Here is a 13,144-nt window from a genome sequence, read left to right as displayed (position 1 = left end):
ATTGTTTTTAGACAATCATTTTACTTGGAAGAAAAAGGTGGATAATAATGACTAAGAAAGTCGAAAACAAATCAATTCTTAGGTATAGGGGAGAATAAATTTAAAATATTTTATTTTATTGGTATTTATAAGAAGGATTTTTGTAATTTATGTTGAAATAGTATAAGTATAAAGGATGATTTTTGAATTAGGAAAAAGGTGGTGAAACATCATGGAAGTAACTGACGTAAGATTGCGCCGCGTAAAAACAGATGGAAGAATGCAGGCCATTGCCTCAATCACATTAGACAACGAGTTTGTTGTCCATGATATCCGTGTCATCGACGGGAATAGTGGATTATTTGTTGCAATGCCGTCAAAGCGGACGCCAGACGGAGAGTTTAGGGATATTGCTCATCCGATTAATTCTGGAACACGCTCAAAAATTCAAGAAGCTGTTTTAGGGGAGTATCAACGTGAACGTGAGAATGAAGAGGGACTAGGCTATAAAGAAGAAGCCGGTGTTTCCTGAACATACGCTGGAGGGCGATTGGGCGAGAAGGTAGAAATCTGAATGAAGATTTGCCTTCTTTTTTTTGTTCTTTTTTATTGGAGCAGCACCATATGGCCGAAAAATCAAATTAAATGTGATCAAGGCAACTGGCTGATGTAGTATATTTCCGCAGCAATCGTTTGTAGAAAAAATATATTTGCTGCGACCTCAAAGGCTTTTTAATAATAACAAACCTGGTATTTTATGGGATTAATTTGAGCTACCGGCTGCCGTTTTGTCTGTAATAAACCAATGAATGCAGCAATGAAAGTTTTTTTCGTATTTTAGTTAAGCGATGTCACGAAAAAAATAAAAATATGATAACATAAGATATAGAAATAAAACCTTTTATTTTATTGAAATAAAGGTTTTTTTACGATATATTTTTAAATGGATATTTAGAGATGATGGAGGTTTCCTAATGACGAATCGATTTGCTGTTATTTTAGCAGCTGGGCAAGGAACAAGGATGAAATCAAAGTTATATAAAGTGCTTCATCCTGTAGTTGGCAAACCAATGGTACAGCATGTTGCGGATCAATTACAACAAACTGGGTTAGATAAATTAGTTACCATTGTCGGATTTGGAGCAGAGCAAGTAAGAGAGCAGCTTGGAGCGTCCAGTGACTTTGTCGTACAGGAAGAACAACTCGGCACAGGACATGCTGTGATGCAGGCGGAACAACTGTTACAGAATAAAGAAGGTGTAACCATTGTAGCTTGCGGGGATACCCCTTTGATTCGTGCAGAAACATTCCAAAAATTGTTTGAACATCATGAGCAGACGGGTTCTAAAGCAAGTATATTGACGGCACTTGCAGATAACCCTGCCGGATATGGCCGGGTGGTTCGAAATGATGCAGGGGAAGTTGAGAAAATTGTCGAACATAAAGATGCTTCGGAAGAGGAATTAACGATAAATGAGATTAATACAGGAACCTATTGTTTTGACAATAAAGCATTATTTGAAGCTTTAAAATCGGTGTCTAATGACAATGCACAAGGAGAGTATTATTTACCTGATGTCATTAAAATTTTAGGTGACCAGGGAGAGCGTATCAGCGCTTATGTAGCAGCTGAATTTAATGAAACGATAGGGATTAATGATCGTGTTGCATTAAGTGAAGCGGAAAAAATTATGAAACGGCGTATTAATGAGACGCACATGCGTAATGGTGTGACCATCGTGGATCCTGATAATACATATATCGGTCCGGATGTGAAAATTGCTGCAGATGTGTATCTTCATCCAGGAACGGTCTTAAAAGGGGATACCTCCATTGCGGCTGGTTCAGAGATTGGTCCGCATACAGAAATAAAAGATTGTGAAGTTGGGGAAGCTACAACGATCCGATTCAGTGTCGCTGCAGACAGCCGCATTGGGAATCGAGTGAATATTGGTCCCTACGCACATATCCGTCCAGCCTCAAATGTTGGAAACGACACAAAAATTGGCAATTTTGTAGAGCTGAAGAAAACGACTCTGGGCAACAACAGCAAGGTTTCTCATCTTAGTTATGTAGGGGATGCTAATGTGGGAGAGCGTGTAAATGTCGGTTGTGGTACAATAACAGTAAATTATGATGGAAAAAATAAATTCCTGACAACAATAGAAGATGATTCGTTTATTGGATGTAACTCCAATTTAATTGCGCCGGTTACAGTTGGTAAAGGTGCATATGTGGCAGCCGGATCGACAATTACAAATGATGTGCCGGACGAGGCATTATCCATTGCAAGATCGAAGCAATCAAATAAAGAAGGATATGCAAAGAAGTTTAAAAAATAGACTACAAACAAAGTCATGGAGGTTAGAGGAATGTCATCCAACTATAAGGACGCTTCGTTGAAAGTATTTTCGTTAAATTCGAATCCAGCATTAGCAGAAAGTATTGCAGCTCAAATCGGAACGAAATTAGGAAAATGTACCGTAACGCAATTTAGTGACGGTGAAATTCAAATTAATATAGATGAGAGTGTGCGTGGTTCTGACGTATATGTTATCCAGTCTACGTCAGCACCGGTAAACCAGAATATTATGGAGCTGCTGATTATGATCGACGCATTGAAGCGCGCTTCTGCCAAATCAATCAATATTGTTATGCCTTACTACGGTTATGCTCGGCAGGACCGTAAAGCCAGAGCCCGTGAGCCGATTACGGCAAAATTAATGGCAGATATAATTGAAAAAGCAGGAGCAAATCGAATGATTACACTTGATCTGCATGCACCACAAATTCAAGGCTTCTTTGATATTCCAATTGACCACTTACAGGGTGTCCCTATTTTAGCTACTTATTTCGAACAGAAGAATCTGGAGGATGTGATTGTTGTTTCTCCTGACCATGGCGGTGTAGTGCGTGCCAGAAAAATGGCAGACCGCTTAAAAGCCCCAATTGGTATTATTGATAAACGACGTCCAAAGCCCAATGTTGCTGAAGTGATGAATATTATTGGTAACATTGAAGGGAAGACAGCTATTTTAATTGATGATTTAATTGATACAGCTGGTACAATTACCTTAGCTGCGAACGCATTAATTGAAAGTGGCGCAAAAGAAGTATATGCTTGTTGTACCCACCCGGTACTTTCTGGACCAGCTATCGAGCGCATTGACAATTCAAAAATCAAAGAGCTCGTTGTCACAGATACGATTCCTTTGCCGGAAGAAAAATGTATTGATAAAATTACCGAATTATCGGTTGCTTCTCTGCTGGGCGAAGCGATTATCCGTGTTCACGAAATGCAATCTGTAAGTATTCTTTTTGATTAAAGGTTTAACTTGTTCCATTTTAGGGTATGTATTATATTGACCGTTTATTTTATTGAGAAAAAGAAATAATGCAACATATGCAGTAACAATGTTTCATATTATTTTTTTAATCAACTTGGAGGGTGATACGAATGGCAGTAAAATTAAACGCAAAAAAAAGAGAAGATCTTGCAAAATCAGTAACAAGCGAAATTAGAAAAAGCGGTAGAATTCCAGCGGTCGTCTATGGAAAGGACAAAGACGCGAAGACAATTTCTGTAGATAGCGTTGATTTAGTGAAAACCGTTCGGGATGAAGGACGAAATGCAATCATTTCACTTCAAGTCGAAGGCGGCGACACGGTAGATGTGATGCTGCATGATTATCAAATAGATCCGATAAAAGATGATTTGCTTCACGCCGATTTCTATATCGTAAATATGTCTGAAGAAATGGACGTTGATGTTTCTGTTCGCCTTGATGGTGAATCAAAAGGTGAAAAAGAAGGCGGCGTACTACAGCAGCCGTTTTATGAAATTCAAGTCCGTGCAAAACCAAAAGATATTCCTGAGGAAATCGTGGTAGATGTCTCTGACCTGGATGTGAACGAAAGCTTATCTATTTCTGATTTGAAAGTAACTGGAAACTATGAGTTTTTAGATGATCCAGATACGACAATCGCTTCCGTTGTTCCTCCAACTACAGAAGAAGATTTAGAAACAGACACAGAAGCAGATGAAAATGCAGAACCGGAAGTCATTAAAGAAAAATCTGACTCAGAGGAAGAGTAATTTTTAAGTTAACAATATAGAAGTAATACCTCCCTTCTTTACGCATACAATACTGGTATGCGTAAAGAAGGGTTATTGCGTTTAACAGAAATTGTGGACAGGGAAAAGTGAGGGTATGGTGATGAAGTTAATTGTTGGGCTAGGAAACCCTGGAAGGAAATATAAGAAGACGCGTCATAATATTGGCTTCCGTACGATTGATGCGCTGTTAGATCGTCATGGATGGAAGCTGAATAACTCGAAATTTCACGGGGATTATGCCATTGAACATTTCAATGGAGGAAAGATTGTATTATTACAGCCGCAAACCTATATGAATTTGTCAGGCGAGTCCATTCGGCCGCTGATGGATTATTATGATATAGAGACAGAAGACGTGATCGTTATTTATGATGATCTTGATTTGCCGACAGGGAAAATCAGGTTACGGCAAAAGGGCGGCCATGGCGGTCATAATGGAGTTCGTTCCACAATTGAACATTTAGGAACAAAAGAATTTAAACGAATACGTTTAGGGGTAGGAAGACCGGTAAATGCAACTCCTGTCGTAGATTATGTATTAGGGAAGTTTCCCAAAGATGAAAAAGAAGCGGTTGAACAAAGTGTTCAAGATGCAGCTGATGCTATTGAAGCGTGGATAGAAGGCAAACCTTTTGTAGAAGTGATGAATGATTTTAATCAATAAAGCATACCTTTGGTTTGAAGGGGAAGTTCCATTCATCCACCTTTTTGAGTGGGAAATGGAAGCAGGGTATATTCTTATTCCTCTCGGTTAAAACTAAATGAAAAGTGCAGATATCCTTTCTGAGCAAGGAATAGGCTGCGCTCTAAATTTTTGTATTTTAATCGAGGTGAATGAGATGGTTATCTACTATGGTTGTCGACATTGCGGAAAAGAGCTGGGTGTGCTGCAGCATACAGAAATGGATATAACCTTACGATTCCTTGAACTTCTGGAGGAAAAGGATTTAGCAGAAATGATAGTCTCTGAAAAAGATGGCTATTTCCGCTTAGAAGTCATTTGTGAATACTGTCAGCAGGCTCTTGATATGCATCCTGATTATCATGAATTGGACCATTTTTTACAATAGCCTGAATGGATTCCAGTCTGATGATTATTTTCTGGATAGACCTATGACCGTATATACCATTTTCTTAAAAATAAAATATATTTTATCGACTATTTTCACGCACAATGCGCGTTTTTAAAATACTTTAACAATTTAGAGGGGAAATACGAATGAAAGCAATTCATAATTATTTAAAATCACAGGAAGATATTCAGTCGATTATGGATGGATTGCTGGCAGGCATGAAGGAGCAGATGGTTGCCGGCTTAAGCGGCTCTGCTAGAAGCCTGCTCTTATCCACCATACATCAATCCATGAATCGTCCTTTATTAATTGTTACCCATCAGCTCGCTCAGGCACAGCAGCTGTATGATGATTTAGCAGAGCTGGCAAATGAGGAGGGGGTATATCTTTATCCTGTCAACGAGTTAATAGCCTCCGAAATGGCTGTAGCGAGCCCTGAATTGCGCGCTCAGCGGATTGAAGCATTAACTGCTTGGACACAGAAAGATAAAGGGATACTAATCGCTCCTGTTGCAGCATTAAAAAGAATGCTGCCGCCAAAAGCATATTGGAATAAATATCAGCTTCTATTTCAAACAGGAAAAGACATTGAGGTAGAGGCCTATCTGCGTTCCTTGGTGGAAATGGGCTATGAAGGCGCCTCAATGGTTACCGCCCCTGGTGAATTCAGCCAGCGGGGAGGAATTATTGATATTTATCCAATTACGGAGGAGCATCCAATCCGGATTGAGCTATTTGATGAAGAGGTAGATTCTATCCGCTATTTTGATGCGGAGTCACAGCGTTCTTTAGACAAAGTAGAAGAGGTAATAATCCACCCTGCTACAGAATTATTGATAGATAAACAAGAAATGGTGAAAGTAGCAGAACGGCTAGAGGATGCCCTTTCAGATACATTGAAAAAAGTCAAAAAACCTTCTGATCAAGAAGAGCTTGTGGAGGTTATTGAACAAGATATTGAACAATTTAAACAATTAAACCGTTTCCAGGGGATGTATAAATACATTGGCTATTTATATGACGAGCCAGCTAGTTTGTTAGACTATTTGCCGCGGAATGGGGTTGTCTTTTTTGATGAAATGAGCCGTATTCAGGAAACGGCGACCAATTTAGATCATGAAGAGCTGGAATGGTATACGGGGCTGCTGGAAGGAAATAAAATGGTCCAGGGCAGTCAATTTTCTTTTGGATGGAATACATTGATAGACGGTATTTCCCATTCTCGTGTATATATGTCTGTGTTTATGCGGCATATTCCAAATACGAACCCGCAAAATATTATTAATCTATCGACACGAACGATGCAGGAATTTCATGGGCAGATGCCTTTATTTAAAAATGAATTAAAGCGCTGGGAAAAGGGAGATTACTCGGTTGTTATTCTGACACCAAATGAACAGCGCGCAGAAAAAGTACATTCTATTTTAGAAGATTATGATATTGAAACACAGGTGGAAAAAGAATTAAAACTGCCGATACAAAAGCCGACCGTTATCGTGGGGCAGTTGCATTCGGGAATTGAATTCCCGATGCATAAGCTGGCGATTATCACCGAAAATGAATTGTTCAAGCAGCGCACGAAGCGTTCTAGAAAACAGCCAAAGATTACGAATGCAGAGCGCATTAAGAATTATCAAGAGCTCAAGGTCGGCGATTATGTAGTTCATGCAAATCATGGTGTCGGGAAATATCTCGGGATTGAAACGTTAGAAGTTAACAAACTGCATAAGGATTATATGCTGATCCGTTACTCTGGAGACGATAAGCTGTTCGTGCCAATTGATCAAATTGATTTAGTTCAGAAATTTGTCGGTTCTGAAGGAAAGGAACCGAAGCTATATAAATTAGGCGGTACGGAATGGACAAAGGTAAAACGCAAAGTTCAGCGATCTGTGGAAGACATTGCTGATGATTTAATCAAGTTATATTCGGAGCGTGAATCCCGGCAAGGCTACGCTTTCTCACCAGATTCTGAATTACAGCGTGAATTTGAAGCGTCCTTTGCCTACCAGGAGACAGAGGATCAACTGCGGTGTATCACAGAAATCAAAGAGGATATGGAAAAAGTAAAACCAATGGACCGCTTGCTCTGTGGGGACGTTGGTTACGGGAAAACAGAGGTTGCTATCCGTGCTGCTTTCAAAGCAGTGGCAGATGGAAAGCAGGTTGCTATTCTGGTGCCGACAACGATTCTGGCACAGCAGCATTATGAGACAATTCGCGAAAGATTCCAGGATTACCCGGTAAACATTGGTTTATTAAGCCGTTTCCGCACGCGTAAGCAATCCAATGAAACGGTAAAAGGGCTGGAAGATGGAAATATGGATATTGTTGTAGGGACACATCGTCTGTTATCAAAGGATGTAAAATACAAGGATTTAGGCTTGCTTGTTGTCGATGAGGAACAGCGGTTTGGTGTGAAGCACAAGGAAAAAATCAAACAGCTGAAGACCAATGTCGATGTTTTAACGCTGACAGCAACGCCTATTCCAAGAACACTGCATATGTCCATGCTGGGAGTAAGGGATCTATCTGTTATTGAAACCCCCCCTGAAAACAGATTTCCGATTCAAACCTATGTGATGGAATATAATCCATCCTTTATTCGGGAAGCTGTTGATCGGGAAATGTCCAGAGGGGGGCAGGTTTTCTTCCTGCATAACAGAGTAGAAAATATTGAGAAAACAGCCCGCGATATTGGCATGCTTGTACCAAATGCCAAGGTAGCCATTGCGCATGGACAAATGAATGAATCCGAACTGGAGAATGTTATTTTCGGTTTCATAGAAGGGGAATTTGATATTTTAGTCAGTACGACCATTATTGAAACAGGGGTGGACATCCCGAATGTGAATACTTTGATTGTCAATCATGCCGATCGTATGGGGCTGAGCCAGCTTTACCAATTAAGAGGCCGTGTCGGGCGTTCTAATCGTGTAGCTTATGCTTATTTCACGTATCAGCGTGATAAGGTATTAACAGAGGTGGCTGAGAAACGATTGCAGGCCATTAAAGAATTTACAGAGCTCGGCTCTGGATTTAAGATTGCGATGCGCGATTTGTCTATTCGCGGTGCTGGAAATTTACTCGGCGCACAGCAGCACGGATTTATTGATTCAGTTGGGTTTGATATGTATTCTCAAATGCTGAAGGATGCAATCGATGCCCGCAAAGAAGGAAAAGAAGTAGAAGATATTAAGCCGTTTGAACCGGAGATTTCATTAAAAATCGATGCATATATTCCGGATGAATACTTGAATGATGAGAAACAGAAAATTGAAATGTATAAGCAATTCCAAAACGTGGATAGCCCGGAAGCAGTCCAGGATTTAAGAGACGAATTAATTGACCGCTTCGGAGATTATCCTGCAGAAGTCGAAAATTTATTCACGGTAAGCATTATGAGAATGCATGCGAAGAAACAGCGTGTGCAATCCATTACAGAAGCGCCGCAAAAAATCACGATGCTGCTCGATGAAGAAAGAAGTCAGGAAATTGATGGCTCTAAATTATTTGAAGCGGCGAATCAATTTGATCGTCAAGTCAGTCTGGGCACCGAAAATCAAAACTTAAAAGCAGGTATTAAATGGAGCAAAGACAAGGCTTATAAACGGCACGATACCGTTATTGAATTCATTAAAAAATTAAGCGATGTGAATCGTTAAAGTTATGATAAACCAGTGAAAAGCTGCTTTCTTACGAAAAGAGAGCAGCTTTTTTTATGCGAAGAACACGGCTGGAGCGGAGGTTTTTCCTATACATTCCAAATAAAATAACAAAAATTTCAATTGGAATGTATAGTTATCTCTGGTTGTTTAATACTATAACAACAACCGGTGATGAATCATGGAAGGAAGTCCTTCCATCCAGGTCAGAATCGTCATTTAGAAAGGGAGGATACTTAGATGAAAGCAACAGGAATCGTACGACGTATCGATGATTTAGGAAGAGTAGTGGTGCCAAAAGAAATTCGGAGAACCTTGCGTATTCGTGAAGGAGACCCCCTCGAAATTTTCGTTGACCGGGAAGGAGAGGTTATTTTAAAGAAATATTCCCCAATCAGTGAACTGGGTCATTTTGCGAAAGAATATGCGGAGGCATTGTTTCAATCCTTGCAAGCACCGGTTATTATCACTGACCGGGATGAAATTATTGCTGTAGCAGGAGAATCTAAAAAAGAGTACTTGAATAAATCGCTGAGCGGTAAGATTACTGACATTATTGAAGGACGATCGCCTGTTTATGAAGGGGATAAGTCCCAGATGGAAATTGTAGATGGAAATGAACAGGAGCTGCACTCTTATTCGATTCATCCGATTATTGCCAATGGCGACCCCATCGGCTGTGTAATGATTTTTTCGAAAGAAGATAAACTGAGCAAGGTAGAACAGAAGGCGGCAGAGACGGCATCTGTTTTCCTGGCGAAACAAATGGAATAGACCATACTTTTACTATTATTTTTTCTAGAAGAAGCTTTCTCTAGGTTACCTCCAATCTAGAAGACAGGCTTCTTTTTTTCTTGATTTTTCTTAGCAACGTGCTTCTCTCCCTGATATGATATACTGAGAGAAATTCATTTGGAAAAGGAAAAATTTATCATGTCAGATAATGAAACAAGCCGGCTGGTTAAAGGTGCGGTGGTACTGAGTATCGCTGGTTTGATAAGTAAAGTGCTTAGTGCTGTTTATCGTATTGTATTGCAAAACTTAACAGGGGATATCGGCTTTTATATGTATCAGCAGCTCTATCCATTATTGGGAATTGCTACGATGCTTGCATTGTACGGGTTCCCTTCTGCTATTTCCTCGCTAACAGCAACGGAGCTGGAAAAAGGAAGAGCGCTGTCCTGGAGAGGATTCTATCGGCCAATCCTTTTTATTCTTGGGAGCTTTCATCTCTTGCTTATTGTAATCGTGTATTTTACAGCTCCATTATTAGCCCGATTAGCTGGGGATGAGCGTTTTGTTGGTTTATATCAAGTTACAGCCGCCGTGTTCCTGATTGTTCCTGTACTGGCTTTATTCCGGGGGATACAGCAGGGAAAGTATGAGATGGCTCCTACTGCATTTTCGCAAATCGGAGAACAATTTATTCGTGTAGGGACCATTATTGCCGGAGCGCTGCTGGTCAGCCAAGGTATTTTTCAAATTGATGCCATTGGAACGACGGCCGTGCTTGCATCCTTGCTGGGAGGAGTCAGTGCGCTTGTTGTGCTGGTGTGCTTTTATTATAAAAATCGAAAGCATTCCCCTGCAGACGTTAAAGCATTTTCTTTGGAGGAAGCTGTCCCATGGAAAAAATATGTGAAAACCTTGCTTTTATTTGGGGTAGCTGCGGCGATGAATCATATGACACTTTTATTCATGCAGTTAGCAGATGCTTTTACATTTGTGCCGAGATTGATGGCAAGCGGAGCAGCAGAGATAGCTGCTAAAGAAATGAAAGGCGTGTTTGACCGGGGGCAGCCGCTGATTCAGGTGGTGACCATCATTGGTTCGTCCATTGCTTTAGCGATTATACCGGCGATTAATTATCAGAAATTAAAAAAACAACGGGAGCAAGTAATGAATTATATTCAAACAGCCATGCATGTTGGTATTTTTATCGCCATAGGTGCTGTTTTAGGGCTATTTATTATTTTCCCGGAGGTCAACCAGCTGCTTTATAAAAATATGCAGGGTACGAGCGAATTAAGATTATTGATTATAGCTATCGGCATGTCTACCATTTCGATTATCGGCGCATCGATTTTGCAAAGCTTGGGGATGATTGTGCGAACAGCTGTATTTATCGGTATTTCCTTTGTAGTGAAGGTAGGCAGCAACCTGATTCTTATTCCGCATTTTGAGGTATATGGCGCGAGTATAGCAACGATTTTAAGTCTCAGTGTGTTATTATTGCTTGTAGGAATCGAGTTATATCGAAAATTGCCAAGCGTGTCATTATATCGTTCAATGTCATGGAAAAGCTTGGCTGCAGCGAGCTTATCGATGGTTATATACCTTTTGGTGATGCAGAGAATGTTTTCTGCACTTGTGATAGATATAAGGCTGCTGCTGCTGATATATGTTCTTTTTATTTCGGTATCAGGCGCAGGTTTATTCCTCTTTGTATTGCTAAAAACAGGCGGATTAACCGAAGCACAAATTCGTATTTTACCAAAATCAGCGTACCTGTTACGTATTTATCATAAAGGGAGGAAAAAACCTTGAAGCAAATAGAGGTTATTGGATTGGGCGCAGGAGATATAGAGCAGCTCCCGCTCGGTATATATAGAAAATTAACGCAAGCACAGCAAACGATTTATGCAAGAACTAATGATCATCCCGTTATCAAAGTGCTGGAAGCAGAGAGAGTCTCTTTTACTTCTTTTGATACGCTTTATGAAGAAGAAGAGCAGTTTGATACGGTATATGCCCGTATTACAGCACAGCTTGTAGAAGCTGCTAAAACAAGTGAGGACACCGTTATCTACGCTGTTCCCGGCCATCCTATGCTGGCAGAGAAAACCGTTCAGCTTCTATTGGAGCAGAACGAGGTCGAGGTATTGATTGCAGGCGGGCAAAGCTATTTAGATGACTTATTTACTGCCATGCAAATTGATCCTATTGAAGGATTTCAATTTGTAGACGGAACAGATTTCAGACGTGATCAGCTTCATTTCGGTAATCATTTATTTGTTTGTCAGGTATATGACATGTTCATTGCCTCCGAGGTCAAGCTGACTTTATTGGAGGATTTGCCGCCTGCTTATGAGGTTTATATTGTGGAAGCGGCTGGCAGCAGGGCGGAAAAAATTGAAAAAGTTCGTTTAGAGGAATTGGATCACCGGATGGAAATCAGCAATTTGACTACGCTATATATCCCTCCGGTTCCAAAAGGATATCTGCACCATACCTTCCCGTTCTTACGTGAAGTGATGGCGATTTTGCGCGGACCTGATGGCTGCCCGTGGGATAAGAAGCAGACGCATGAATCCTTGCGTCATCATACGATTGAAGAGGTCTATGAGCTGATTGAAGCGATTGATGAAGAAGATGATGACCATATTGTCGAGGAGCTTGGTGATTTGTTGATGCATATTTTATTGCATAGTCAAATTGGCGAGGACAATGGTTATTTTACGATAGATGATGTAATTCAGTCGATTTCGGATAAAATGATTTACCGCCATCCGCATGTTTTTGGGGGAGCAACAGCAGATACTGAGGAAACAGTGTTAGAGAACTGGGAAGAGCTCAAAAAACAGGAAAAAGGAAAAGAGAGGGAATCCGTGCTGGACGGTATTCCCGTACATCTTCCTGCTTTAGCTAAAGCATATAAGCTTGTGTCCAAAGCAGGGAAAGTCGGCTTTGAATGGCGTCATGTAGACGAAGTATGGGAGAAATTGAAGGAAGAGATCGATGAAGTTATCGAAGCTGTTCAGGATAAAGATTTGACGGATGTGGAAGAGGAGCTGGGAGATGTATTATTTGTCTTAGCGAATATTTCCAGATACTATAAAGTCAATCCTGAGGTTGCGCTGGAGCGTGCCAACCGGAAATTTATCAGCCGATTTCAATATATAGAAAACAAGCTTGAAGAAAAGAGGCAGAGTCCTGAAACAGCTTCTCTGCAGGAAATGGATGCTTATTGGGAAGAAGCGAAGAAAAATCAAGCGGTGAGAGGAGAAGAAAGATGAGATTAGATAAATTTTTAAAAATATCCCGAATCATTAAACGCCGTACATTAGCTAAAGAAGTAGCAGACCAAGGAAGAATCACTGTAAATGGAAACGCAGCGAAGGCTTCTTCCGTCCTTTCTGAAGGGGATGAGCTTGTTATTCGATTTGGCCAGAAATTGGTTACGGTAAAAGTAAATTCACTGCGGGAAAATGTCCGTAAAGATGAAGCAGATACCCTTTACACCATTGTGAAAGAAGAAAAAATAGAGCAGTAAAAATATAGTTCTATACTTGTCCCTCCCATCATAAATT

The 13,144-nt window shown here is 40.4% G+C and carries 11 protein-coding genes; all 11 read left to right on the top strand.

The annotated features are described in order from the left end of the window. Positions 1-211: 211 nt before the first annotated feature. On the top strand, positions 212-511 hold the full coding sequence (gene spoVG / locus ACZSMY_RS18185) for a septation regulator SpoVG (RefSeq protein ID WP_042528574.1): 300 nt from the start codon (positions 212-214) through the stop codon (positions 509-511). A gap of 442 nt (positions 512-953) precedes the next feature. Beyond that, complete coding sequence (gene glmU, locus ACZSMY_RS18180; protein ID WP_042528573.1) at positions 954-2,321, top strand: bifunctional UDP-N-acetylglucosamine diphosphorylase/glucosamine-1-phosphate N-acetyltransferase GlmU; 1,368 nt, start codon at positions 954-956, stop codon at positions 2,319-2,321. 30 nt (positions 2,322-2,351) lie between these two features. Continuing rightward, complete coding sequence (locus ACZSMY_RS18175; RefSeq protein ID WP_042528572.1) at positions 2,352-3,305, top strand: ribose-phosphate diphosphokinase; 954 nt, start codon at positions 2,352-2,354, stop codon at positions 3,303-3,305. Positions 3,306-3,436: 131 nt separating this feature from the next. Then, positions 3,437-4,075: a 50S ribosomal protein L25/general stress protein Ctc gene (locus ACZSMY_RS18170; protein ID WP_042528571.1), complete on the top strand. Its 639-nt coding sequence runs from the start codon at positions 3,437-3,439 to the stop codon at positions 4,073-4,075. A gap of 121 nt (positions 4,076-4,196) precedes the next feature. Further along, positions 4,197-4,760: an aminoacyl-tRNA hydrolase gene (gene pth / locus ACZSMY_RS18165; protein WP_465148122.1), complete on the top strand. Its 564-nt coding sequence runs from the start codon at positions 4,197-4,199 to the stop codon at positions 4,758-4,760. 175 nt (positions 4,761-4,935) lie between these two features. Further along, complete coding sequence (locus tag ACZSMY_RS18160; protein ID WP_042535602.1) at positions 4,936-5,166, top strand: anti-sigma-F factor Fin; 231 nt, start codon at positions 4,936-4,938, stop codon at positions 5,164-5,166. Positions 5,167-5,315: 149 nt separating this feature from the next. Further along, complete coding sequence (gene mfd / locus ACZSMY_RS18155; RefSeq protein ID WP_256705459.1) at positions 5,316-8,834, top strand: transcription-repair coupling factor; 3,519 nt, start codon at positions 5,316-5,318, stop codon at positions 8,832-8,834. A gap of 240 nt (positions 8,835-9,074) precedes the next feature. Next, complete coding sequence (spoVT, locus tag ACZSMY_RS18150) at positions 9,075-9,608, top strand: stage V sporulation protein T (protein ID WP_042528568.1); 534 nt, start codon at positions 9,075-9,077, stop codon at positions 9,606-9,608. A 159-nt stretch (positions 9,609-9,767) separates the two neighbouring features. After that, entirely contained in the window at positions 9,768-11,381 is a 1,614-nt protein-coding gene (locus ACZSMY_RS18145) for a putative polysaccharide biosynthesis protein (protein ID WP_465148121.1), read from the top strand. Further along, complete coding sequence (gene yabN, locus ACZSMY_RS18140) at positions 11,378-12,850, top strand: bifunctional methyltransferase/pyrophosphohydrolase YabN (protein WP_289585116.1); 1,473 nt, start codon at positions 11,378-11,380, stop codon at positions 12,848-12,850. The genes ACZSMY_RS18145 and yabN overlap by 4 nt, the downstream gene beginning before the upstream one ends. Then, positions 12,847-13,107 carry an RNA-binding S4 domain-containing protein gene (locus tag ACZSMY_RS18135; protein WP_042528566.1) on the top strand — a complete coding sequence of 87 codons (261 nt, stop codon included), beginning with the start codon at positions 12,847-12,849 and terminating at the stop codon, positions 13,105-13,107. Before yabN ends, ACZSMY_RS18135 begins: the two co-directional genes overlap by 4 nt. Positions 13,108-13,144 lie beyond the last annotated feature (37 nt).

It is taken from the genome of Oceanobacillus sp. B139/18 (assembly GCF_055524595.1).
The sequence above is the reverse complement of the archived record's forward strand: the minus strand, read 5'-3'. Positions and strand labels throughout refer to the sequence as shown.

Bases quoted from the DNA above. Each gene is read 5' to 3' on its own strand.
- ACZSMY_RS18175 (WP_042528572.1), top strand. From the start codon at position 2,352: ATGTCATCCAACTATAAGGACGCTTCGTTGAAAGTATTTTCGTTAAAT.
- ACZSMY_RS18135 (WP_042528566.1), top strand. From the start codon at position 12,847: ATGAGATTAGATAAATTTTTAAAAATATCCCGAATCATTAAACGCCGT.
- ACZSMY_RS18160 (WP_042535602.1), top strand. From the start codon at position 4,936: ATGGTTATCTACTATGGTTGTCGACATTGCGGAAAAGAGCTGGGTGTG.
- spoVG (WP_042528574.1), top strand. From the start codon at position 212: ATGGAAGTAACTGACGTAAGATTGCGCCGCGTAAAAACAGATGGAAGA.
- ACZSMY_RS18145 (WP_465148121.1), top strand. From the start codon at position 9,768: ATGTCAGATAATGAAACAAGCCGGCTGGTTAAAGGTGCGGTGGTACTG.
- ACZSMY_RS18170 (WP_042528571.1), top strand. From the start codon at position 3,437: ATGGCAGTAAAATTAAACGCAAAAAAAAGAGAAGATCTTGCAAAATCA.
- glmU (WP_042528573.1), top strand. From the start codon at position 954: ATGACGAATCGATTTGCTGTTATTTTAGCAGCTGGGCAAGGAACAAGG.
- pth (WP_465148122.1), top strand. From the start codon at position 4,197: ATGAAGTTAATTGTTGGGCTAGGAAACCCTGGAAGGAAATATAAGAAG.
- mfd (WP_256705459.1), top strand. From the start codon at position 5,316: ATGAAAGCAATTCATAATTATTTAAAATCACAGGAAGATATTCAGTCG.
- spoVT (WP_042528568.1), top strand. From the start codon at position 9,075: ATGAAAGCAACAGGAATCGTACGACGTATCGATGATTTAGGAAGAGTA.